This is a genomic window from Fischerella thermalis PCC 7521 (genome assembly GCF_000317225.1).
In the GTDB taxonomy this organism is placed as follows: domain Bacteria; phylum Cyanobacteriota; class Cyanobacteriia; order Cyanobacteriales; family Nostocaceae; genus Fischerella; species Fischerella thermalis.
The window spans coordinates 86,396-110,551 of the sequence record NZ_AJLL01000089.1 but is presented as its reverse complement, the minus strand read 5'-3'; the positions used below and the strand labels follow the sequence as shown (position 1 = coordinate 110,551).

Genomic DNA, 24,156 nt, shown 5'->3' with positions numbered 1-24,156 from the left:
TTTCAATAATTTTTAGCTTTGAAGACTTTTGCGATCGCCAAAAGTCATCTGAAGAGTTGAGCTAGAAACTATTAGCCGAGTGGCGGTTCTCTGGAAATGCCAGAAGGTGAGTTTCATCACCTTTAACATCTTACTATATTTTGGTTGCCCAGGATTACAACCAGAACATGGCAAGCAGAAAGACTGGGTAAGCTCCCACCAAGAACCAGCCAGCCTTTTGAGTGATTTGCTTGGTTGGTGTTGCTAACACAATCACTAAAACCAGAGCCAGAAGCATAGCAATCGCTGGTTTATGCAACAGCGTGGCATCAGTAATATTGAGAGGACGAATCACGGCCGCCGCACCCAAAGTCATCGTGACGTTATAGGCAAATGAACCCACCACTCCCGCAATCACAACCTCTGTGGCTCCTTTACGTGCTGCCGACCAGCAGAGGATCACTAACTCAAATGCCGTAGCAAAGCCGACCACAGTTAGCGATAGAGTAGTTTGGGTGGCTTCCACATTGGTAATCTGGCGTACTGCCTCCACCAACATCAACGAGCCAATCGTCATGGCTGCTAAACCTGCCACCACCAGTAGCAATTCTTTGCCAACTCGACCTCTATTCTTGCTGATTTCTTCCTGTGCCAGTCCTGCGGCAGCTTCCTCAATCACTTCTGTTTCTCCCATTGCAGGAGGCTGTCGTTCTACTATCCAAATCATACCGAGATAGAGAATATAGAGTGCCAGTAGAATCGCGCCTTCAATCCTTGTCACCTGTCCATCCCAAATAAACCCAACGGCTGCAACCCCTATAGGGAAGCCAAACAGGGCATAGCGCATCACTTGTTTGCCAAACGGTAGGGGAGCAATGATCGCCCCAACACCCAATGCCACTAAACACACGGCAATATTCGCCCCAATCACATCTCCAAAAGCGATCGCCGGGGCATCTTTTAAGGTGGCTGCGATGGTAGTTGCCAGTTCTTCCGGTTCTGCTCCTGCCAGCAACAATGCCAGTGCAAAACTACTTATCTGCAACCGCACGGCGGCTTCTCCTAAATGCTTGGCAAAGGTTTCTGCACCCCAGACGATGGCAGCCACTCCCGCAATAATCGCCAATATCCACAAGGCAATCACAGACTCTCCTCCTCGCAATTATCCATCAATGAAATCAGCCGAGAGAACCAGTAGACAATTTCTGGGTCACAGTACGTTGTCAGTCGGGCAATTTCTCTAGCAAGCTGGAATGCCTTCTCACCTTTAGGATGATTCAATAATCCTGCATGGTTGAGCAGGGCAGTTTTCAAATCACCGCAGTAAGACGGTAGACGCTGACCTTCACTGCGGCACATGGAATTGAGAACAGGACTCCAATCAATCCCGCTCGCGGTAAAACTCGAATTCATAAAGTTCCTCGTAATTCTCTACTGTTAAGGTTGAATTACTAACGCAACACTTGTTACATTTAAACCATAGTAACATACTTTTATAAATGCAACATCTGTTGCATTTAATTCTGCAAATCAGAACTATGAGAATTCTTATGAACCAAAAATTTTGGAACTTGCTGATATATCGTGTACCAGCTCAACCTTCAACAAAACGAGTCTATATATGGCGTAAGCTCAAAGGATGGGGAGGACTTTACCTGCAACAGTCAGTCTGTGTTCTGCCTCAGAGGGAAGATTTACAGCATCAGATGGAAGAGTTAAAGGCAGACATTTTAGAAAGTGGAGGTGAAGCGGACTTACTAACTGTGGCAATTGACAATACTGAGCAAAACGCCATGCTGATTGAGCGATTTCAGCAGCAAGCAGCCCAAGAATACCAGGAGTTTTTAGGGCGTTGCCAAGATTTTCACAAGGAATTGAGCCATGAACGGGAAATAAAGAATCTTACCTTTGCAGAATTGGATGAAAATGAAGTGGAATTGGCAAAGCTCCGCTCCTGGCTGCCTAAGATTCGGGAACGCGATTTATTTGAGGCTCCGGGGAAATATACGCAAGCAATGGAGGCTCTAAGCGCCTGTGAGCAAGACTTCCAGGTTTTCAGCCAGCAGGTTTATGAGACTCAGCCAACAGACTTTGATAATTTTCTCGAAATCTGAAATTATATTATGTGAATCACCCTATTTTGCAATTTAATTTCCACCTCTGCAAACCCACGCTTGCGGGAGCCAAATTTCTCTGCCAAACCCAACAACGCCGCCATCACAATTGACATTCCTGCAATCATCAAGGGGCTTTCTAACTCTACATTAAAAGTCTTGAGTAATAAACCCGCTAGTAATGCGGGAAATACCCCAATCCCAATCCCCACAAATATTTTCCACCTTCTCAAGCAGGCTGGATTCACTCACAACAGCATTAGAGGCTGTTTGCATCACATAATTTACAAACAATAAAAAATCTCCACCTGTGACAAACATTATCCTCATTCACCAAACTCCAAAAACGATTGCGTCAGTTGATTAATTTTTAATTAGAGCAAGATCAAGGATCAAGTATAGATGTTCTGTCGATGTAGTAGGGGAGGCGATCGCCTCCGGCACTGGCGTAGCCAATCGCCTAATTAGGCAATCAACGTCTATTCTTGCTCCGACGACGAATCACCCATTTCTTAAGTTCAAGTCTCTAGAGTTGCTTCCTTTGTGCAAGCATTCTGTCATAATGTCAGTTATCCCTGCTACAGAATCTCAAACTACATTCGTGTATCAATATCAACTAACAACTTGTTGCACAAGTATTCACTGTTAGTTTCCAAAAACACATGAAAATCAAAAGACGATACTTTGTCTTGTCCAGCCTCATAGCAGTTCTAGTGGCATCGTGGGGATTGCTCCTCAATACAGCACCAGCAACTCAAACGCTAATAGCTCAAAGACCAGTCACACTAACTGTATCTGCTGCGGCTGACCTCAACTATGTGTTTAAAGAAATCGGTGCTTTATGGGAAAAAGAAACAGGAAACAAAGTTACCTTTAACTTTGGTTCTACAGGACAACTAGCGCAACAAATTGAACGAGGCGCACCAGTAGATTTATTTGCGGCTGCTAATAAGTCATTTGTGGAAGACCTTGACAAAAAAGGGTTAATAGTATCCAATACTAAAGCTTTGTATGGACGGGGACGGATTACTGTCTGGACAAGAGAAGACAGTAAACTTAACCCCAAAGATATTAGAGAGTTAACCAAACCGGAATATAAGAGAGTAGCGATCGCTAATCCGGATCATGCTCCCTACGGTATCGCTGCTAAAGAAGCATTTCAGTCAGTAGGTATCTGGGATGCAATCAAGCCAAAACTGGTACTGGGTGAGAATATCCGCCAAACTCAACAGTATGTAGAAACTGGTAACGTTGATGTCGGTATCGTGGCTTTATCTTTAAGCGTCAACAAGCCAGGAAAATGGGAGCTAATTCCGGAAAACCTACACAAACCCATTGACCAAATGTTGGCTGTAGTTGAGAAAAGTCGCCATCAACAACAAGCCAAACAGTTTGCCCAATTTATTAACGGTTTCAAAGGAAGACCGTTGATGAAGAAATATGGCTTCGTCTTACCAGGAGAAACAGCAAATTAATGGATTGGTTTCCTTATATATTGTCATTGCAAGTCACAGCACTAGCTACAGTGTTGCTGTTAATTCTTGGTCTGGGACTGGCAATTTTTTTAGCTCGTGTTCGTTTTCCAGGGGAATTAGTCATCTCTACAGTGCTGAACTTACCCTTGGTACTACCTCCTAGCGTCGTTGGTTTTTACCTATTGTTAGCATTAGGTCGTGGTAGTCCGATACGAGAATGGTTCGATATAGATATTTTATTCACATGGCAAGCAGCTGCGATCGCTAGTGCCATAGTTGCATTACCTCTAATTGTGGAAGCAGCTAGAGCCGCAATTTTAGATGTCAACCCCGAACTAGAAGCAGCAGCACGCACCCTGGGAGACTCAGAAATCAAGGTATTATGGCGAATTACCCTACCTTTAGCTCGTTCGGGAATTTTGGCAGGCTTTATTTTAGCAGTCGCCAGAGCTTTAGGTGAATTTGGTGCCACATTAATGGTTGCAGGGAACATCCCCGAACGCACCCAAACCTTACCTTTGGCTATTTATGATGCCGTGCAGAACCAAGAGTATGGCAAAGCCAACTTAATGGTGCTAGTAATGACCTTTTGGGCATTTTTGCTGCTGTTATGGGCGCGTCGTCTGGAAGAACGTAGGCGAAACAAAGCCTTCTAGTAGTTCACCACATCAACTTTGGTGAGTGAATAAGTTCGTAGTAAGGACTTTAGTCCTTGGCTTGAGGATTGTTAGCTCTGACTACGAACTCCGCATAGTTGTCTTAGCAGAATACTAGTGAACAAATAATCACAACGAACTTTCTTCAATTACGAATTACAAATTACGAATTAATTCTGATGCAGCTTTCAGTAGACATTCACAAACAACTAGCCAGTTATCCCCTAGAAGTGAAGTTTAACCTAGAGGGGCGAGTCCTGGGAATATTGGGAAGTTCTGGTTCTGGCAAAAGCATGACTTTACGTTGTATCGCTGGATTAGAAACTCCTAAGCGGGGTCGCATTGTCGTTAATGGAAGGGTTTTGTTTGACTCGAACAAACGAATTAACCTACCAATTCGCTTACGCCGTGTGGGGATTGTCTTTCAAAATTACGCTTTGTTTCCCCATTTGACAGTTGCCCAAAACATTACCTACGGGTTACAAGATTTATCTATTGCAGAACGTCAGCACCGTTTGAATGAACAAATTACCAAATTACAACTTTTTGGACTAGAGAATCGCTATCCACAGCAACTATCTGGCGGACAACAGCAGCGCGTAGCTTTAGCCAGGGCTTTAGCAGTAGAACCAGAAGTGTTGTTGTTAGATGAACCTTTTTCGGCTCTTGATACCTACCTGCGACACCAGTTGCAAGAACAAATGATTGAGACGTTGAGCAGTTATCAAGGGGTAACGTTATTTGTCACCCACAATTTAGAAGAAGCCTATGAGATTTGTGAACAACTGTTAGTTATGTCCCAAGGACAAGCGATCGCTTACGATCAAAAACAAGCTATTTTCGAGCGTCCAGCTACTTACACAGTCGCCCAACTAACTGGTTGTAAGAACTTTTCTAAGACAAGAGCAATTTCCCCCACACAAGTAGAAGCTATAGATTGGGGTTGTACTCTCAATGTGATTGAGCCAATTCCTGAATCTTTCGCTTATGTGGGAATCCGCGCCCATCATCTCACCTTTACCAGTGACTCCAATGCTGAAAACACCTTTCCCTGTTGGTTAGCTCACACACGGGAAACACCCCACAGGATGACGCTTTATCTCAAGCTAAATAGTCCGCCAACTCAATCAAACGATTACCATATCCAAGCGGAAGTATTCAAAGAAAAATGGTCAACTATCAAAGACCGTCCTTTCCCTTGGTATGTCAAATTAGATCCGCTTAATCTGTTTTTAATGGAAGCATAACACAATGGATATGACATCGAATCACAAACGCTTGTTTGCGGGGATGGCTTTATTTGCCGTCACTTTAGTCATCACAATTCTAACAGCAATTTATACATCCCCCACCCTAGCACAACAACAATTATCTCTGACTGTTTCATCAGCGATCGCACTTTCTGAACCATTACAGGAAATCAAACAAATCTACCAACGTCAACAACCCAATGTTAAACTTATCTACAATTTAGGTGCTTCTGGTGCTTTACAACAGCAAATTGAAAGTGGCGCGTCTGTAGATGTTTTTATCTCCGCAGCCCCAAAACAAATGGATGCTCTAGAAACCAAAGGACTTTTACTGGATAATACTCGTCGCAACTTGGTAACTAACCGCATTGTACTGATCGTACCAAAAGCCTCTAAAGGGATTTCTAGCCTCCAAGACTTGACAAAATCCCAAGTCAAAAGAATTGCCATTGGTAATCCGAAAAGTGTACCCATCGGCCAATATTCCGAAGAAATCTTTAAAAATGTCGGCATTACAGAGAAAATCAAATCTAGGCTTGTATTTGGTAACACTGTGCGTCAAGTCTTAGGTTATGTCTCATCGGGCAACGTCGATGCTGGCATAGTCTGGGTTACTGATGCCAGAACATCAAAACAAGTCAAAGTAGTGCAGACAATACCAGAAAACTTGCACTCACCAGCTATTTTTCCTGTAGCAGTTATAAAAAATAGTCAAAATACTAATGCGGCTATTACTTACGTGCAGTTTTTATTTAGCAATACAGCCAAAAACATATTTACAAAATATGGATTTCGTATAGCTTCTTGATCACCTACGGTAAGCAAAAATCAACACAATTAGCAAGATAGAATTGAATTATGGCACAGGGTAAATCCGATAAATCTGCTCTCAAATTTATAGTGATCTTGGGTATAGTTAGCCTCTGTGCCGATGCTACCTACGAAGGTGCAAGAAGCATTACAGGCGCGTATTTAGGAGTTTTAGGGGCTAGTGGTTTTGTAGTTGGGTTAGTAGCAGGTTTAGGAGAATTAATTGGCTATTGTTTTCGTCTTTTCATTGGCTATCTCAGCGACCAAACCCGTAAATATTGGCGAATTACTACCATTGGTTATGCACTCAATACCGCAGTTGTACCACTCTTAGCCTTAGCGGGAACTTGGCAAATTGCGGCTTTGTTGATGATTGGTGAACGCACAGGCAAAGCAATTCGTACTCCGCCTAGAGATGTGCTACTGTCCCATGCTGCTTTGAGACTGGGAGGGGGTTTCGGATTTGGGCTACACGAAGCACTTGACCAAATCGGTGCAGTGATGGGGCCACTGGCTGTAGCGGCGGTAGTTTATTATCAAGGCGGGTATCAAGGCGGTTTTGCAATTCTAATCGTACCTGCGATAGTTGGGATGATTGTGCTGTTGATAGGACAGAGAATTTATCCAAATCCTCGTGATTTTGAACACCAAACTTCTGAACTAACTGGAAAGGGACTACCGCGAAAATTCTGGATTTATTTAGGGGCTGTAGGACTTATGGCTGCGGGTTTTGCAGATTTCCCCTTGATTGCCTATCATTTTCAAACTAAAGCCGTTGCCACAGGCAATACAATTCCCTTATTATATGCTTTAGCAATGGGAGTTGATGGAATTGCCGCACTGGTGTTTGGGCGTTTATTTGACCACTTTGGTATATCTATCTTAATTGTGGCAGCTGTTGTATCTTCCCTTTTTGCACCGTTAGTATTTTTGAGCAACATCAATCTTGCCTTGTTGGGAATTGTGTTGTGGGGTATAGGGATGGGAGCGCAAGAATCAATTTTAAAAGCCGCAGTTGCCGCAATGGTTCCCATTGAAAAACGTGGCTTTGCTTTTGGCATATTTAACACTGGCTATGGCTTGTCCTGGTTTTTGGGTAGTGCTTTGATGGGAATTTTGTACGATAGGTCAATCAACGCCCTGGTTGTATTTTCAATTATCATTCAGCTTGTTGCTGTACCGATTCTGGTGCTTGTTAATCGCCATGTATCTAGACCTTGAAAGCATTCAAAGCATCTAAATCAGCTATCCTTTGAAAATCTAGTAGTATTTTATTGTGGTCTCAAAACTTTTTTCTCTACGAGACACTCTGTGTTTGCAAAGCCTCTCGTAGAGAATAATATTAATTTCTCCTTTTGTGAAAAGAGCTAGCTCATTCAGGAAAAATTGCTAATTATTAATCAACACCAATCAACACATCAGTTGCCTTGACAATCGCATAGACTTCTTTACCTACTTCTAAACCCAGATTTTCGCAAGAAGACTTGGTAATAATCGAGGTAACTTCAACTCCAGGGGCAATCTCAATTACAATTTCTGCATTGACAGATCCAGGTGTAATTTGCTTCACCTTGCCCTTGAGAGAATTACGCGCACTAACTTTCATGTCTTACTCCTAAGTAATGAGGAAAGTACTATGTGTACTGACAGACAATATTTTACCCAAATTGAGCAAGTATATTAGCACAATGTAATGTATACCTGATTGAATCGGCTCTGAGATTGATTGCGGCAAGAACTGTTAGGCTAAGTTAAGTAAGGACATCACAGTAGAAAAACAATAATTAAGATTTAGTGAAACAGGAAGTTCTTCGTAATAACTTAAAACAAATCAGAACCCGCTTGGGTATGAACCAACAGGATTTGGCTAACTTAGCTGGGGTGACTCGTCAGACTATTAGTGGCGTAGAGTCAGGACAGTATGCTCCCTCGACCACAATTTCCTTACGTTTGGCGAAAGCTCTTGGTTGCCAAGTAGAAGACTTGTTTTGGCTAGAGGAAGATTTACCAGAAATTGAGGCTTTACCTGCTCAAAATTTACCAGTGGGGCAGGAATTGCGAGTAATTTTGGCACGGGTAGGGGGACGATGGGTGGCACATCCTCTAATTGGTACAGATGCCTTTCGCACTGAGATGATTCCTGCTGATGGTGCGGCAAATCACTTGTCTTTAATGGATACTGTTCTGGTCAAACTTTTAGATGACCCCAAAAAATTGTACAACACCGTAGTTTTGGCTGGTTGTTCGCCCGCACTTTCTCTATGGGCAAGAGCCGCCGAACGCTGGCACCCAGAATTACGGGTACACCTAACTTTCGCTAACAGTATGGCGGCCTTAGAACGCTTATGTCGGGGTGAAGTTCACATCGCGGGGATGCACCTATACTGTCCAGAAACAAGGGAGCATAATACGCCCTTTGTGTATCGTGTACTAAAAGATCGAGCAGCAGTGCTGATTAACCTTGGTGTTTGGGAAGAAGGACTTTTAGTACAACCGGGAAATCCCAAGCAATTAAAAACCATTGCTGACTTAGCACAACCTGGGGTGAGGATAGTTAACCGCGAACAGGGTTCTGGTAGTCGGGAGTTACTAGACAGGAAACTTCAAGAGGAAAAAATATCTTTTACTGCCGTACAAGGATTTAATCAAGTTGTTAGCGGACATCAAGATGTAGCATTGGCTGTAGCTACTGGAAAAGCCGATGCAGGCGTGAGTTCAGCATCCATCGCTACTGCTTTTGGACTAGAATTTATTCCCTTACATCAGTCACGATATGACTTAGTAATTCTCAAGCAATATTTAGAAGAAGCACCTGTACAACAATTACTCGGTACTTTGGGACATCGACAGGTGATTTCACAACTGCAAGCACTTGGTGGTTATGATACCAACTTGACGGGGGAGGTAGTAGCGACAGTAGAGGCTGGTAGAAATCGCGATCGCTGACCGAAGAAAGGCAGAAGGCAGAAATACAATTTTCGCCCCTGGCGAACGTCGAATGCGTGAGACAAATTCATTTCTAAATCAGCAATGTCATTACCCAAGCCTACTCTTAGCACGACGACGAATCACCCATTTCTCAAGTTCAATTGCCCAAAAACCAACGGTACTAATCGCCAAAGAGAGAACCAAGTCTCTAGTAGACAATGGCTGAGTTTGGAAAAGCGATCGCAGCCAAGGAATATACACAACTGCAAGTTGCAAAATAAAAGTCAACGCCACTGCCCCTAAAATGGGTTTGTTACTCCCAAGGCCAATGTTAAATAGCGAGTCGAGATTAGATCGCATCCCCAAAGCCAAGCTCATCCGAGAAAAAGCCAAGGTTACAAATACCATTGTTTGCCAATTAGCTTGGGCAGTTGACCAATACTCGTAGCCCAGCAGCAAAAACACAACCCCCATCAGTAGTCCTACCCAGATGATATCTCTCCCTACACCCCGACCAAAGATATTCTCATTGGGACGGTAGGGCGGGCGTTGCATGGTGTTACGTTCCGCAGGCTCAACGCTGAGTGCTAGTGCTAAAAGTCCATCTGCCAACAAGTTAATCCAGAGAATTTGCAAAGGTAGCAGAGGTAAGGGCATTGCCAATAGGGGAGCTAATAACATGATCCAGACACCACTGGCATTACCTGTCATGCTGTATTTAAGAAACTTGCGGATATTGTCGTAGATTACCCGTCCTTCTTCCACTGCCGCGACAATGGTAGCAAAGTTATCATCCAGTAGCACCATATCAGCCGCTTCTTTAGCAACATCAGTACCCGTAATCCCCATTGCCACACCAATGTCCGCTTTCTTCAGGGCTGGAGCATCATTGACACCATCGCCCGTCATGGAAACGATGTGTCCCCGGTCTTGCAGTGCCTCAATAATCTTCAATTTTTGCTGGGGAGACACACGAGCATACACTGAAACCGATTCTACACGGCTTTCCAATTCTGAAAGCGTCAACTGGTTTAACTGTTGACCTGTGAGGACTTGACCGTTGGAAATTCCCAGTTCTTCAGCAATGTGCTTTGCCGTTAGCGGATGATCGCCTGTAATCATTACCGGGCGAATTCCTGCTTGCTGACAAGTCTGCACAGCCATTCTCGCTTCGGGACGGATGGGGTCAATCATCCCGACGATGCCAATGAAAATCAAATTCTGTTCTATCTCTGCGGCAGCAATAGTCTCTGGTAATATTTCTAACAAACGACAGGCAACAACTAATACCCGTGTGCCTGTTGCGGCTAACTGATGATGAGCTGTTTCAATTCGTTCGCGCCATGTTGCATCAAGTAATTGGGTCTGTCCATTCACCCAAACTTCGTGACAAAGTTCTATGAGAATTGTGAAAGCTCCTTTGGTAAAGGCGATATAAGGATAATCTGCTAACCCCCAAAGGTCTGGATTCCTAGACTCATGAATTGTGGTCATACATTTGCGGTCTGAGTCGAAGGGAAGTTCCGCAATTCGGGGAAATTCCTGCTCTCGTTGGGCTTTTTGCATCCCAAAATGGGTAGCAGCAACTAAAAGGGCAATTTCTGTGGGATCTCCAAAAGAGTTGGCAGTATCTACTGCATCACGGCTAGACAGCATGGCATTGTTGCACAAGGTAACGGCTGTGAGGAGTAGATCCAGTGCAGGCTGTAAAGGTATAGGTTGCTGTGGGTTGGCTGGCAAATCAATATGCTGATCTGCTACATCTAGGACAACAACAGTCATGCGGTTCTGGGTCAGTGTGCCTGTTTTATCTGAGCAAATCGTGGTGACTGAACCAAGGGTTTCCACCGCAGGCAGTTTGCGAATCAGGGCGTGTCGTTTCAACATTCGCCGCGAGCCAATGGCTAGGGCTATCGTGACCACAGCAGGCAGCCCCTCTGGAATCACTGCTACTGCTAAACTAACCGCAGTCAGAATTAATACATTAATTGTCTCACCTCGTAGCCAGCCCAAGACTAAAATGATAGCGACTAGTCCCAGAGATGCGATCGCCAATTTCCGACCTAATTGATCTAGCCGCCGTTGTAAGGGAGTGGATTCTTGCTCTACGGTTTGCATGGCGTGGGCAATCTTACCCAACTCCGTGTTCATCCCCGTTTCTGTGACCACTGCCCGTCCTCGCCCGGAGGTGATGACTGTACCCATGTAAACCATATTATGGCGATCGCCTAATGCCAAATCAGCACCTTCTACAGGCAGGCTGTTCTTCTCAACAGATTCTGATTCTCCAGTAAAAGCAGATTCCTGCACTCTCAAATTAATGCTCTCCAGCAAACGGCAGTCCGCAGGTACTAAATCTCCAGCTTCTAACAGTATTAAATCCCCAGGCACTAATTTCCGGGCGATGATTTGTTCCCAATGCCCTTGACGACACACTCTAACTGTAGGCACAGCTAACTTTTTCAATGCTGCAAAGGCCATGCCGGCGCGATATTCTTGATTGAATCCTAAAAGGGCATTGAATACTACAATTGCTAAGATGGCGATCGTGTCTTTGTAGTCGCCCAAAATTCCGGAAATCACTGCTGCCACTATCAAGACAAGAACGGTTGTGGCAGTAAATTGCTCCCAAAGAATCTGCCAGGAAGTTTTACCAGGGCGTTCTGCTAACTCATTTACCCCAAACTGTGCCAGACGACGGTTGACTTCTTCTTGACTCAAACCGTAGAAGTCAATCGTGCCTAAGTTTTGTGCAACTTGTATTGCATCGATTTGGTGCCAGTTACTCATAAGCCTGGAAGATTAGTTATGGGTGCATGATGAACTACATTCACTGTTTCTTGAATGACAATGCCACCTACAACCATTTCCTGAAGTGAACTACCTACACTGACCTTGCGGTACAGTGTAGGCTTCCTGCCCAACAGAAAGCGCAGTAGTGGATTTCTTTCGTCCTCCCTTACTTCGACTTACATCTGGGCGACAGGCTTTATCCCCCGTTCCAGAGGTCAAAATTCGTAGTCCCTCATCTCTGAGGTTAATGCTTGCGTTGATATCCCTGTCATGCCTAGTTTGGCAGTTTTCACAAGTCCAGAATCTTACATCTAGCGGCAAACTACCAACTTGGTTCAAGCACACATGGCAGGTTTTTGAACTGGGAAAAAATCTATCAACTTCAAGATAAATTTTCCCTTCCATTTCTGCCTTGTATTTAAGCATTGTACAGAACATACCCCAACCAACTTGATGTATAGACTTGGCTAGTTTATGGTTCTGCATCATGCCTTTAACGTTGAGATTTTCAAGCACAATTACTTGGTTTTCGTTAACTATCCTACGCGATAGCTTGTGCAGAAAATCCTCACGACAGTTAGTTATTTTTCTATGGACTCTAGCAACTTTTTTTCTAGTTTTGATACGGTTATTAGAACCTTTCTGTTTTCTAGATAATTGTTGCTGTTTAAGTTTTAAATTCTTCTCATGCTTGTTCAGTATTCTAGGATTATCAAACTTTGACCCATCACTGGTAACAGCGAAGTGAGTTAGCCCCAAATCAATACCTATTGCCTTGCCGTCTGTATTTGCAGAAGGTTTGTCTTTGCCATCATCAAACAAAATAGCCGCAAAGTATTGATTGGAACAGTTTTTAGATATGGTTACAGTTTTAACTTTTCCCTCAATGGGTTTATGAATTGTTGCTGATACGTCGCCTATTTTGGGCAGACTTAAATAATTATCAGCAACTTTAACATTTTGAGGGTATTGTATTGACTGCTTACCATGCTTTGATTTGAATCTAGGATATTTAGCTCTTTTTTCAAAGAAGTTATTGAAAGCCACGCCAAGATTCAAGCACACCTGCTGTAAACATTGCGAATAGGTTGCTGTCAGCCATTCATGTTCTTTCTTTAACTGAAGGATTATCTTTTTAACTTCATATCCAGATAACCCCTTACCAGTCTCCTTATATGTTTGGTTCATCAAGTTCAGACAATAATTCCAAAGCCAACGACAACTGCCAAAAGCTTGCGCTAGTGACTGCTGTTGTTGGACATCTGGATATAACCTGACTTTGACGACTCTTAACATATTAGAGTGAACTACGTTTGCTATAAAAGATAACATAAGATTTGTACCCTTCCCTCCGGGACGCTGCGCGAACGGGAAGCAAGCTACGTTTCCTCCATGTTCTGCTCCCTGTTCTTCCTGCGGAAGAATTTGGTCGCATAACTGTCGTCAACTCACGCGCAATTCATCTCAACACTTCCGCTATCGCGGTAAGTGTGAGGCTTCTTGCTGTTCAATCTAAGAAAGAACCTTGAGAATTTACAGAGCTTAACAGGTATCGGTTTTTGAATTTCAAACCCGATGAATCTGCCTTTGAACTAGCAGCAAGATAGGAATAGCAACGAGTTGAATGACGACTGAAAACAGAACCAATGTGTTAACCGATTGGTCGTATAAAATTCCCATCAAAGCACTGCCACCAAACCAAGCCAAGCCATAACCTGTGTTGAAGATACCAAACGCAGATCCGCGTTTGTCTGCTGGTACCATACCAGTTACCGCAGCCTTCATAATCGATTCTTGCGCCCCCATACCAATTCCCCATAACACCATACCCACCAATGCCATCACGGAATTTCCCAAAAAGACAAGGGGAGCAAACACAGAGGATAAAAGCACTGCTAAGGTCAAACTCGTAAACCCAATCCGGTCGAACCAACGTCCAAATGCTAAAGCAGCGATCGCATCTACGCCCATCGCCAAGGCGTAAAACAGAGGAATTTGGTCTTGGCTACCAATACTCGCCTGTTGAAAGTGAAAGGCGATCAAAGGAAAGTCTGCATAGCCAGCTGCCACCAAAGCGATCGCCGCCAGATAAATCCAGAAGATTTGCGGTAGCCCTTCTGTTTTCAAATCCAATGCTTTAGGTTCAAATTCACGCGGATTCTGATAAATCCTTTGTCCGACAAGCAGAATAACCAATCCCAAAACTGCTGGGATCACGAGAATAGCAAAGCCCCCTTGATATCCTTTCTGTAAATACAGCATTGCTGCAACCATCAGTGGCCCCAGCACTGCACCAATTTGATCCATTGCTTCATGCAAGCCGAAGCCTAAGCCTCTACCCACCCGCATAGCAGCATGAGACAGGAGCACATCTCGCGGTGGTGTGCGAATCGCTTTGCCTGTACGCTCCGTAATCATCAGCCCTGCTGCAACTTCCCAACGTCCCGCCAGAGCTAAAAGTGGCACTGCTGCGGTATTGATAAAGTATCCCAGCGTAGTCATTCCCCAGTATTTACGTGTCTGGTCGCTCAGATATCCCGTGACTAGGCGTAACCCATAACCAATTAATTCACCCAAGCCAGCAACTAGCCCCACAACTGTACCACTAGCTCCCAGTGTTCCTAAAAATGCTCCTGTAATACTACGCGCCCCTTCATAAGTGGCATCGGCACAAAGACTAACTACCCCTAGTAAAATTACAAACTTCAGCGCCGCATTTTTCTGTGCCATTGTTTTTGCCTAGTATGGATTTTAGTAATATCAATTCTTTACCATTCGGCAACAGATTCAAAGGGTAGAAATCCTTGGGAAATGAATTTATAATCATTATCAATCAATTTACTTTAATCCTTCGGCCAGGATTTACAATATTTTGGGCTATTTTTATCACAGATTTCTTAACATTCAACTCTGCAACTCAAGTAATAAGTGTATATCCAGAAGGCTAACATCAATATATTTGTGTTGTAATTACTTGGTTTTAAGCTACATTTATTCATCTATAAAATCAGGTAATGTTTTTATCGGTACAACAAACCAGTCACATAGCCATCTGTATTGAGTCAGCTTTTAACTAAAAGTAAATGCCAAAACAGTTTGTAGAGTATACAAACCACACATAGATTACAACCTGAATTAATGTATGTAAATTATTGGCATAAACTTTAGCAATATAGTGGTGGATTAAAGAGTGATTCAGGGGTTTTAAACCCTTGACACTATCTGATTGCATTTGTGAATTGTCATGCTTCTAATCCTCAACTAATCCACCGAGTGTAAGAGTTGGCTAATAGGCTGTATACCTAAATTTCACCACTAAATCACAGAGGACAACTTGAACACAACAGTTTTGAAGCGAGAATGGTTCTCCAATACTAAAGCAGATATCCTAGCTGGTACTGTAGTAGCCCTAGCACTGATTCCAGAAGCGATCGCATTTTCTATTATATACTAGATTGTACTCACGTTAGTCTTAAAATCTTTGTTGGATTGTTGGTGCATTCAGATATACTTGGGGATTCTCTGGATCGAACTCTAAACCATTAAAGAATTTTTCTATTCCTCGTGATGTACTTGCTGGAATCGCTGCTGCTTGACCGATAAATTTAGCTGTTTCCCGCCATAAATCCTCCCGGTTGACAGCATTGATCAGAGGTTTGGTTTCAAAGTCTGGTGAACGGTTTCCCCAACGCATATCCTCGATTAAAAACCATAAATCATGGCTTTTGTAGGGGTAAGATGCGTTTTCTTGCCAAAACTTGATCCTGTGGGGACTATTTTCAACAACACGTCCATTCCCATAATCAAATTTGCCTATCAACCGATCACGAATGACATCACTACTTACTCCTATCCATTCTCGTTTGGAGAGAATTTGAAACATCTCCTCCTTATTTTCAGGGCGATCGCACCACATTTGCGCCTCCATCACAGCAGCTAAGAGTGCTTTTGCAGCTTTAGGATGTTTATCTACCCAGTCAGCACGCATAGCAAAGGCTTTTTCTGGATGATTGTTCCACAACTCTCCACTGGTTAATGTGGAGTAGCCTATTCCTTGTTTTACTAGGCGCTGATGCCAAGGATCTACCACACAAAAAGCTTCCATTGTACCACCACGCATATTAGCAACCATTTGCGGAGGCGGTACAACAATAATCGAAACATCCTTATCAGGATCAATACCACCATACGCCAGCCACCAACGCATAAAAAAGTCCCCAGTCACCCGTCGAAAGGGAACTGCACAGCGCATCGTATCTCCTTTCAAACTCTTTTGAGCAAATACTGATTTGAGAGGAGAACTATCCAAACTCAGATTCAAGGCTTTGTAACTATTGGCAACAGAAATACCCTGTCCATTCACATTCAACCGAGCTAGGATGTACATGGGAATTTTGCGACCGTAGCTAATCTCACCAGTAGCCATAAGATAGACCATCGGGAACAGCAAATGAGCGCCGTCTACTCCTTCATCGGCTGAACCAAGCATGAGTTTATCCCGTATAACTGCCCAAGAAGGTTGTTTGATAACTTGCACATCTGGCATTCCGTACTTGGCAAAAAAGCCCTTTGCTTTAGCAATAACCAAAGGACAACAGCTAGTTACAGGGATAAACCCTAGTTTTACAGATGTCACTTCTGGGGTGTCGCTGTAACCGATATGAACACTGGGAGCAGAATGGGTAGCAATCGTAGTAGAAGAACGATTAATTAAAGTGTGAGTCAAAACAGCTGCGCCACCAGCTGCAATAAATCGGCGTCTAGAAAACTTTGCCATAGAAAATTACTTTAATATTTCAACTTTAGAGAACAAAACACCAACATATGACATCAACACAGCGATTTATCTATCCGTACCCATCGGTGTCCATCGGTGTACCCTGCGGGAAGCCTATGAGCGCATCTACGATTTCTAAAACATAACTTTTATCACCGTTTTATCTAATATCAAGTATAATTTAGTACTAAATAGGACTTACGCAAGCTCTATAAATCCTTGGCGTTCTTGGCATCTTGGCGGTTAAAAAATTAAGCTTTTTGGCAATTTTTACGTAAGTCCTGCTAAATACCTAGCTTGATGTTGTTGATGTAGAAATTGCAAGAGTTCGTGACGTAGTGCAGAATAATCAGGACTATCAATCATCTCTGCGGCAATACGGGGACGAGCAAAAGGTACGTGTAAAATTTGCCCTACCGAAACACTAGCAGCAGTATTTAACATCACTACCCGATCAGAGAGTAGCAATGCTTCATCAACATCATGAGTAACCATAATTGCCGTAATATGATTTTGCTCGCAAATTTGCATTAACTCTATTTGTAGAGAACTGCGAGTCAGTGCATCCAAGGCTCCAAATGGCTCATCTAATAGCAACAGCTTTGGTTTAATTGCTAAGGCCCGTGCTAGTGCTACTCGTTGTTTCATCCCACCAGAAAGTTGTCTGGGTTTCTTGCGCGCTGCATCCTTTAAACCGACCATTTCCAGGTAGGTTGCAACTATGCGATGGCGTTCGGCTTTGGATTTGTGGGACATTGCTTTATCTACTGCGATCGCCACATTTTCCCAAGCCGTTAACCAAGGAAGCAGAGAATAGTTTTGGAACATCATCATGCGATCGCGTCCCGGTCGTTTGACTAATTGACCGTCAACTAATACCTGACCCCGTGAAGCTTTTTCTAAACCAGCGACGATATTCAACAAGGTGGATTTGCCACAACCAGAATGACCAATCAGACAAACAAATTCTCCTTGCTTAATTTCCAAGTTGACATCTGTGAGTACAGCATGTCTGCCACCTTCCGGTGAGCGAAATTCTTTAGATAGATCCCGAATTTCTACAAAAATAGACATAGTAGCTTATATATAACGAAATTGATCTTTTAAGGCAAAAAATACACCAAATTGAAAAATGATTGCGACAGATGGAAATCTGAAACACTTATTCAATAAATGTTTAACAATCCAAAATCTAAAATCCAATTTAGGGTATTACTCTTGCGGAGTTACTCGAGAGGATATATATGCCATCATCCGATCAAGTATCAACCCAACTCCACCTAAATAAATAATTGCCAAGATGATTTCATCAATGTCAGAGTTGTTGTAAGCATTAACAATAAAAAAGCCAAGTCCATCATCAGATAACAACATCTCAGCAGCTACTACCGCTAACCAAGATAAACCAAGGGCAACCCTTAATCCAGTAAAAATGTAGGGCATGGTTGCAGGTAGAAGAATTTTGAAAAAGCTTTCAAATATAGAGAATTCTAATATCTTGGAAATATTCAGGTAGTCTTTGGGAATTAGCTGTACACCTAAAGCAGTGTTCAGGATAATCGGCCAAATTGCCGTAATAAAGATAACAAAGATAGCTGAGGGATTGGGCTTGAGAAAAATTGCTTGCGCTAAAGGCAACCATGCCAGAGGCGCTACAGGACGCAACCACTGAATAATCGGGTCGATCGCTTGTCTCATAAAACTATTCAAACTAATGAGAAATCCAATTGGAATTCCCACCAATGCCGCCAGTAAGTAACCAAAAACAACTCGCTTGAGACTGGCAAGGATGAGCCAAAACATACCTTTGTTATAACTACCATTGTTAAAAAATGGGTTACGAATCAATTCCCAAGTGTGATTTACAACCTCAAAGGGAGATGGAAGTGAAGTATCAGGTCTCAGACTGAGGAAATACCAAATTGTGAGAAATACAATTATTCCACAAATTGATGGAAAAATTTGTTGAATAGGTGTTTGTAAATGCAATATTTTTTTGGTATTTAGCATTAGTAAGCACCTTGGTGAATAGATAGAAAAAAGTAAAAATATAGTTCTGATATTGTGGTAATAATTGGCATTTTAGTCTTTGCTAGGCTGAACTTGGTCAATTACATACTTCACATTGATCACAACGATTTTCGGGTTGTATGGCAAAAATTTTTGCAGAAGATTAAAACAATAATCTAATCCAGATACAAAAAAACGGCAATTCTAGAATTTCATGTCGATTCATCTGATATCATGTCCGTTTGAAGACTTATCATATCTGTGAAGGCCGGTAATGGGTAATGGGAAAAATCTCTTGCCCAATGCCCAACTGCATCAGAATAATATCGTAAGTAATTAGCCGGACTTGATATGATAATGATTGTCGGCTTTTAGCACACTGCATCTTACTAACCTGCGGAATGTGGGTTAATCAAAAAGCACCTCAAGCTTTGAGGTGCTTTAAAGATTTTTTACCCTAATTTATGACATGACTGCTTTCTCTAAGATCAATTTAGAAGCTTTGACCTGCTCCGGTACAGTGACGGGGTAATCTCCTGTGAAACAGGCAGAACAAAAACTTTGTGGATCTTCTCCCGTCGCTAACAGCATTCCCTCCCAACTGAGATAGGCAAGGCTATCTACTTCTAGTTGCTTGGTGATTTCTGCTACTGATTTTGTGGCTGCGATTAGCTGATCTTGACTATCGGTATCGATACCGTAAAAGCAAGGGTGAGTGACTGGCGGCGAAGAAATTCGCATATGTACTTCTCTAGCCCCGGCTTCACGCAAGGTTTTGACAAGTTTGCGGCTAGTAGTTCCTCGGACAATTGAGTCATCGACAATTATGACTCGTTTACCATTCAACACATCTTTGAGGGGGTTGAGTTTCATGCGGATGCCTGATTCGCGCATGGTTTGAGTAGGCTGAATAAATGTGCGTCCGACGTAGCGATTTTTGATCAGTCCTTCGGCATAGGAGATACTGGAGGCTTGAGAAAAGCCAATGGCAGCAGGAATCCCAGAATCAGGAACACCAATGACAATATCTGCGTCTACAATTGACTCCGTTGCTAGCTGTCGCCCTAACCGCATCCGGTAAGTGTACAAGCTTTCGTTGTGCATGACACTATCGGGACGGGCGAAGTAAATCATTTCAAAGATACACAGCTTGCGTTGCTGCTGCTGACTCCAGTGGTAGGAAGCCAAACCCTCTTGTGTAATCCAGACTAATTCACCTGGTTCTACATCCCGCAGATACTCAGCACCAATAATATCTAAACCGCAAGTTTCAGAAGCAAGCACATAACGCACCGGATCGCTTCCCAAAGTACCAATTACCAGAGGACGAATACCGTTGGGATCACGAACGCCCATCAAACCAGCAGGTGTACCAATTACCAAACTAAAGGCTCCACTCAGACGACTAAAAGCTTTAATGCAGCCCTCTAGCCAATTTTGACCAGCGTCTATTTCTTGGGCGATCGCAAAAGCAATCATTTCAGAATCTGTTGTAGTCACCAAGTTACAGTTATTCTCTAGTAATTCTTGGCGTAACTGAATTGTATTGACTAAATTACCATTATGTGCTAGTGCCAGTGTTCCTAAGCGAGTATCAACCACGGCAGGTTGGGCGTTTACTTTTCGACTCGAACCTGTGGTGGAATAGCGAGTATGACCAACTGCCATCTGGCCAGGCAAGTTGCTTAAAATTCCTTCGTTGAAGACCTGGGATACTAAACCCATGTCTTTATGCAAATGTACTTGTTCACCTTCAAAAGTAGCAATGCCAGCGGATTCTTGCCCCCGGTGTTGGAGAGCATACAAACCAAAGTAAGTAAGTTTGGCAACATCTTCTTCTGGTGCATAGATGCCAAAAACACCACAAGCTTCTTCTGGCTTATCTGGTCGAGTATCCTGATGAGTCATTGGATTATTAGTTGGTAGAGGCTGCTCATCCGCAGTGATGGGATGGGTGGGAATCATGCTAGCTTGGCTCCTGATGAGGGTGTCAAATCACTAGGATTATGTAAATGGATGGATGCAAAAATATTAATAAATGGTTAACCATCTACTAAAACAGTAGCGTAATTATTATTTTCGTGGAAGCTAATCAAGCGCGAAATGTAAAGTGTCTAAAGTATGAAATTTGATTCATCTTTAGATTACTTAACGTTCTTGGGTATTGGTATAAACGGCTAAACGCCTTTCGATCGCCTTTAAGTAGCGATCGCCCATCTCTTCAATCCTAGCGTTGATTAAAGTTTGACCATCAGAGGATAAAACCCGCAAGCCAATTTCGGAATTCCCAACTTTACCGAGTTTTTGCCAGTTTTGACCAAGGTTTTCCTGTAAGTAAGATTCCCAAATTTCTTGTTGTTCTGGTGCTACGGCAACTAAAATCCGCCCACCACCTTCACCAAACAGTACTTCATCTAGACGTTGCGAATCATCTAGAGGTAACTTTAAGCTAATATCTGCGCCCCTTTTACCCGTAATACAACACTCAGCCAGAGCAATTACCAAACCACCCTCAGCACAATCATGGGCTGAACGTACCCAACCTTGACGAATTCCCTCACGACACACTTTTTGTACCCGTCTTTCCCAGTCAAAATCTACCCGTGGTGGTTTACCAGCTACAATGCCATGAATACTAGCTAAATATTCCGAAGCACCCAAGGTAATTTTGGATTCTGATAGTCCTAAAAGATAAATTACATCACCTGCTACTTGCCAAGCTTGACCACAAATTTTGCTTAAATCGGGGATTAACCCCACCATACCGACGACCGGAGTTGGATAAATCGGCTGAGGATTTCCTTGAGAATCAAGAGTCTCGTTGTACAGAGAAACATTACCCCCAGTTACCGGAGTTGCTAATTCCCGACAACCTTCTGCCAAACCACGACAAGCTTCTGCTAATTGCCAATAACCAATCGGTTTTTCCGGGCTGCCAAAATTGAGGTTATCAGTCACCGCCAGGGGTTCTGCACCGACGCAGCTAAGATTGCGTGCGGCTTCTGCGACTACGGCTTTCGCCCCTTCGTAAGGATCAAGATAAACGTAGCGGGGATTGCAATCGACTGTAGCAGCAACAGCTTTATTCCCCCCTGCGTTTACGGGGGGGGAAGGGGGGGGTTCCAATGGACGCAAACGTATCACCGCAGCATCACCACCACCGGGTAACATCACTGTATTGTTCTGCACCTGATGATCATACTGGCGATAAATCCAGCTTTTAGAAGCAATCGTAGGATTATCTAGCAAAATCAATAAAATATCATTCCAAGTACGCAACTTTCCTTGAATTTCTATGCCAGCAGTTGTACATGGGGGCAAAGAATTTGGTGTCCATTCCCAAGCTCGACGCACATATTCTGGTGATTCTGTTAATAATTCCCTCTTATACACAGGTGTATTTTCTGCCAAAGCTGTAGCAGGAATTTCTGCTGCTACTTTACCTCGAAACAGAATCCGGACAACTGGTTCGGCAATCACTGTACCAGCAACAACGGCATGAAGTCCCCAACGATGGAAAATATCGATTAACTCTTGTTCCCGTCCCTTTTGGGCGACAAATAGCATTCTCTCTTGAGATTCGGAAAGCAGATATTCATAGGGAACCATTCCCAGTTCGCGCACAGGTACTTTATCTAAATCAAATTCAATACCCACACCACCTTTGGCTGCCATTTCGGAGGTGGAACAGGTGATCCCAGCAGCACCCATATCCTGGGCTGCAACTACAGCACCTGTTTTAAAGGCTTCCAGACAAGCTTCTATCAAAGACTTTTCCAGGAAGGGATCACCGACTTGCACCGCCGGGCGATCGTCCATTGATGCATCGCTGAGTTCGGCACTTGCAAAACTTGCACCCCCCATACCATCGCGTCCAGTGGTGGAACCGACGTAAAGCACCGGATTGCCAATACCAGATGCCCCAGATTTCACAATTTCGGGTGTTTCCATCAATCCCAGGGCCATGACATTGACCAAAGGATTGCCAGAGTAGGCAGGATCAAAGTAGACTTCACCGCCAACGGTGGGCACTCCCACAGAATTACCATAGTGAGCGATCCCTGCTACCACACCGATAAACAGCCTTTGTGTCTTGGGATCTTCCAGAGAGCCGAAGCGGAGAGAATTTAAAACAGCAATGGGACGCGCGCCCATTGTAAATATATCACGCAGAATGCCTCCAACACCAGTGGCGGCTCCTTGGAAGGGTTCGACTGCACTGGGGTGGTTGTGAGATTCTATTTTAAACGCCAGTCGCAGTCCATCACCTAAGTCTACAACACCAGCATTTTCACCAGGCCCCACCAGGATGCGATCGCCTGTGGTCGGAAACTGTTTCAATAAAGGACGAGAATTTTTATAACAGCAATGCTCTGACCACATCACCCCAAACATACCTAGTTCAGCTTTGTTGGGATGACGCCCTAGTCGCCGGACTATTTCTTGGTATTCTTCAAGTTTAAGTCCTTCAGATGCTATTTCTTGAGGAGAAAAAGGAGGTTCGGAAGCGCTGGTCATGGAAGTTTGCACCAAGGGAACAAAGGATTATTGTATCGATTTTCTGTCCCGTTCCTGTCAACCGATTTTGGATTTTGGATTTTGGATTGACTCCACAGATTTTTCAGGGGGCGTGTACCATCAAGGAATAAAATCTGGAATTTGGGGTTCACAGTAATATTGTCCGTTCTTGTTGGTAATGGGTTATTGGTAATTAAGATAATGATGATTTTCTCATGCCTAATGCCCAATACCCGATGCCCAAGCTTTATGTCGTAAGCAATTAGTCGGACATGAGCGTCAGCGTAGGACTATTGAGGTCTAGTTTTGTTAGTCAACAGCAAAAATACGTAAATTTTTTCCTGATTTTCGTAAAAAATACTTCAATATTTTCACGAGTTCTAAAAATAAACAGCATTTCATAATATATATTTACTAGATTCACCAAGCACTCAAACCTGAACTCTAAGTTTGTTATGTAAACATCCCATAATTAAGCTTTTGAAAAGATACGATTCTGAACTGAACAGGGTGTTTTGCTATTGAGCCTTTTGCAAGTATCGACACCATAGACTATGACGGCGATCGCTTGTACTAAAGGATTTCTTTGAATACGCAGTCCAGCACATATCAAAATCCAGGATATCCAGCTTTAAAAGGGAAAAATCCTGCTAAATACAAGATTTACTCAAGTAAATTTGTGATGACAATCACAATTATGCATGATTAAGATCCTATGCCTGCAATTGCTAAACACAGAGAATAAATGACAACTGAACTCTAGCCGAGTCATTAATAGGGAACACACTAATTGCTGACAGTCTTCTCAAAGGCTGTCGGCTTTTTGTTTATAAATACTTAGTTGTT

Annotated in this window: 18 protein-coding genes, 1 pseudogene and 1 riboswitch; of the genes and pseudogenes, 7 read left to right on the top strand and 12 right to left on the bottom strand. The window is 43.2% G+C overall.

What is annotated here, in order from left to right:
* Nucleotides 1-55 precede the first annotated feature (55 nt).
* Nucleotides 56-130: riboswitch (Fluoride riboswitch) on the bottom strand.
* Nucleotides 131-154: 24 nt separating this feature from the next.
* A complete protein-coding gene (locus UYK_RS0118715; RefSeq protein ID WP_016871940.1) occupies nucleotides 155-1,123 on the bottom strand; it encodes a sodium:calcium antiporter in 969 nt (322 codons plus the stop codon).
* Nucleotides 1,120-1,338 (bottom strand): hypothetical protein, encoded by a 219-nt coding sequence (locus UYK_RS0118710; RefSeq protein ID WP_157221839.1) that lies wholly within the window; start codon nucleotides 1,336-1,338, stop codon nucleotides 1,120-1,122. The genes UYK_RS0118715 and UYK_RS0118710 overlap by 4 nt, the downstream gene beginning before the upstream one ends.
* Nucleotides 1,339-1,529: 191 nt before the next feature.
* On the opposite strand from UYK_RS0118710, the gene UYK_RS0118705 reads away from it, so the two are divergent.
* Complete coding sequence (locus tag UYK_RS0118705; protein WP_040469443.1) at nucleotides 1,530-2,093, top strand: Chromate resistance protein ChrB; 564 nt, start codon at nucleotides 1,530-1,532, stop codon at nucleotides 2,091-2,093.
* Nucleotides 2,094-2,125: 32 nt separating this feature from the next.
* Here UYK_RS0118705 and UYK_RS0118700 read toward each other — a convergent pair.
* Nucleotides 2,126-2,317 (bottom strand): annotated as a pseudogene (locus UYK_RS0118700) (undecaprenyl-diphosphatase); the annotation flags it as partial.
* Nucleotides 2,318-2,755: 438 nt separating this feature from the next.
* Here UYK_RS0118700 and modA (UYK_RS0118695) point away from each other — a divergent pair.
* The 5 genes from modA (UYK_RS0118695) to UYK_RS0118675 all read left to right on the top strand — a co-directional run bounded on the left by modA (UYK_RS0118695) (nucleotide 2,756) and on the right by UYK_RS0118675 (nucleotide 7,505).
* Nucleotides 2,756-3,568 (top strand): molybdate ABC transporter substrate-binding protein, encoded by an 813-nt coding sequence (modA, locus tag UYK_RS0118695; protein ID WP_016871936.1) that lies wholly within the window; start codon nucleotides 2,756-2,758, stop codon nucleotides 3,566-3,568.
* Nucleotides 3,568-4,224, top strand: a complete 657-nt coding sequence (modB, locus tag UYK_RS0118690) for a molybdate ABC transporter permease subunit (RefSeq protein ID WP_016871935.1) — start codon at nucleotides 3,568-3,570, stop codon at nucleotides 4,222-4,224. The genes modA (UYK_RS0118695) and modB overlap by 1 nt, the downstream gene beginning before the upstream one ends.
* 179 nt (nucleotides 4,225-4,403) lie before the next feature.
* A complete protein-coding gene (locus tag UYK_RS0118685) occupies nucleotides 4,404-5,471 on the top strand; it encodes a sulfate/molybdate ABC transporter ATP-binding protein (RefSeq protein ID WP_016871934.1) in 1,068 nt (355 codons plus the stop codon).
* 4 nt (nucleotides 5,472-5,475) lie between these two features.
* Nucleotides 5,476-6,282: a molybdate ABC transporter substrate-binding protein gene (gene modA / locus UYK_RS0118680; protein WP_016871933.1), complete on the top strand. Its 807-nt coding sequence runs from the start codon at nucleotides 5,476-5,478 to the stop codon at nucleotides 6,280-6,282.
* A gap of 50 nt (nucleotides 6,283-6,332) precedes the next feature.
* On the top strand, nucleotides 6,333-7,505 hold the full coding sequence (locus UYK_RS0118675; RefSeq protein WP_016871932.1) for an MFS transporter: 1,173 nt from the start codon (nucleotides 6,333-6,335) through the stop codon (nucleotides 7,503-7,505).
* A 175-nt stretch (nucleotides 7,506-7,680) separates the two neighbouring features.
* On the opposite strand, the gene UYK_RS0118670 is transcribed toward UYK_RS0118675, so the two are convergent.
* Nucleotides 7,681-7,890 carry a TOBE domain-containing protein gene (locus tag UYK_RS0118670; RefSeq protein WP_016871931.1) on the bottom strand — a complete coding sequence of 70 codons (210 nt, stop codon included), beginning with the start codon at nucleotides 7,888-7,890 and terminating at the stop codon, nucleotides 7,681-7,683.
* Nucleotides 7,891-8,078: 188 nt separating this feature from the next.
* Here UYK_RS0118670 and UYK_RS0118665 point away from each other — a divergent pair, with 188 nt between their 5' ends.
* The gene (locus UYK_RS0118665; protein WP_016871930.1) at nucleotides 8,079-9,230 is read left to right on the top strand and encodes a substrate-binding domain-containing protein; all 1,152 of its coding nucleotides are present in this window, start codon (nucleotides 8,079-8,081) and stop codon (nucleotides 9,228-9,230) included.
* A 90-nt stretch (nucleotides 9,231-9,320) separates the two neighbouring features.
* On the opposite strand, the gene UYK_RS0118660 is transcribed toward UYK_RS0118665, so the two are convergent.
* From UYK_RS0118660 to purL, 8 genes are all read right to left on the bottom strand, one after another.
* Entirely contained in the window at nucleotides 9,321-12,002 is a 2,682-nt protein-coding gene (locus UYK_RS0118660; protein ID WP_016871929.1) for a cation-translocating P-type ATPase, read from the bottom strand.
* A 90-nt stretch (nucleotides 12,003-12,092) separates the two neighbouring features.
* The gene (locus UYK_RS0118650) at nucleotides 12,093-13,301 is read right to left on the bottom strand and encodes an RNA-guided endonuclease InsQ/TnpB family protein (protein ID WP_009453922.1); all 1,209 of its coding nucleotides are present in this window, start codon (nucleotides 13,299-13,301) and stop codon (nucleotides 12,093-12,095) included.
* A gap of 270 nt (nucleotides 13,302-13,571) precedes the next feature.
* Nucleotides 13,572-14,735: an MFS transporter gene (locus UYK_RS0118645; RefSeq protein WP_016871928.1), complete on the bottom strand. Its 1,164-nt coding sequence runs from the start codon at nucleotides 14,733-14,735 to the stop codon at nucleotides 13,572-13,574.
* Nucleotides 14,736-15,477: 742 nt separating this feature from the next.
* Nucleotides 15,478-16,782 (bottom strand): CmpA/NrtA family ABC transporter substrate-binding protein, encoded by a 1,305-nt coding sequence (locus UYK_RS0118640; RefSeq protein WP_009453919.1) that lies wholly within the window; start codon nucleotides 16,780-16,782, stop codon nucleotides 15,478-15,480.
* A gap of 270 nt (nucleotides 16,783-17,052) precedes the next feature.
* Entirely contained in the window at nucleotides 17,053-17,856 is an 804-nt protein-coding gene (locus UYK_RS0118635) for an ABC transporter ATP-binding protein (protein ID WP_009453918.1), read from the bottom strand.
* Nucleotides 17,857-17,994: 138 nt separating this feature from the next.
* On the bottom strand, nucleotides 17,995-18,792 hold the full coding sequence (gene ntrB / locus UYK_RS0118630; protein ID WP_009453917.1) for a nitrate ABC transporter permease: 798 nt from the start codon (nucleotides 18,790-18,792) through the stop codon (nucleotides 17,995-17,997).
* A gap of 462 nt (nucleotides 18,793-19,254) precedes the next feature.
* Nucleotides 19,255-20,757, bottom strand: a complete 1,503-nt coding sequence (purF, locus tag UYK_RS0118625; RefSeq protein WP_009453916.1) for an amidophosphoribosyltransferase — start codon at nucleotides 20,755-20,757, stop codon at nucleotides 19,255-19,257.
* A gap of 183 nt (nucleotides 20,758-20,940) precedes the next feature.
* The gene (gene purL, locus UYK_RS0118620) at nucleotides 20,941-23,310 is read right to left on the bottom strand and encodes a phosphoribosylformylglycinamidine synthase subunit PurL (RefSeq protein WP_009453915.1); all 2,370 of its coding nucleotides are present in this window, start codon (nucleotides 23,308-23,310) and stop codon (nucleotides 20,941-20,943) included.
* Nucleotides 23,311-24,156 lie beyond the last annotated feature (846 nt).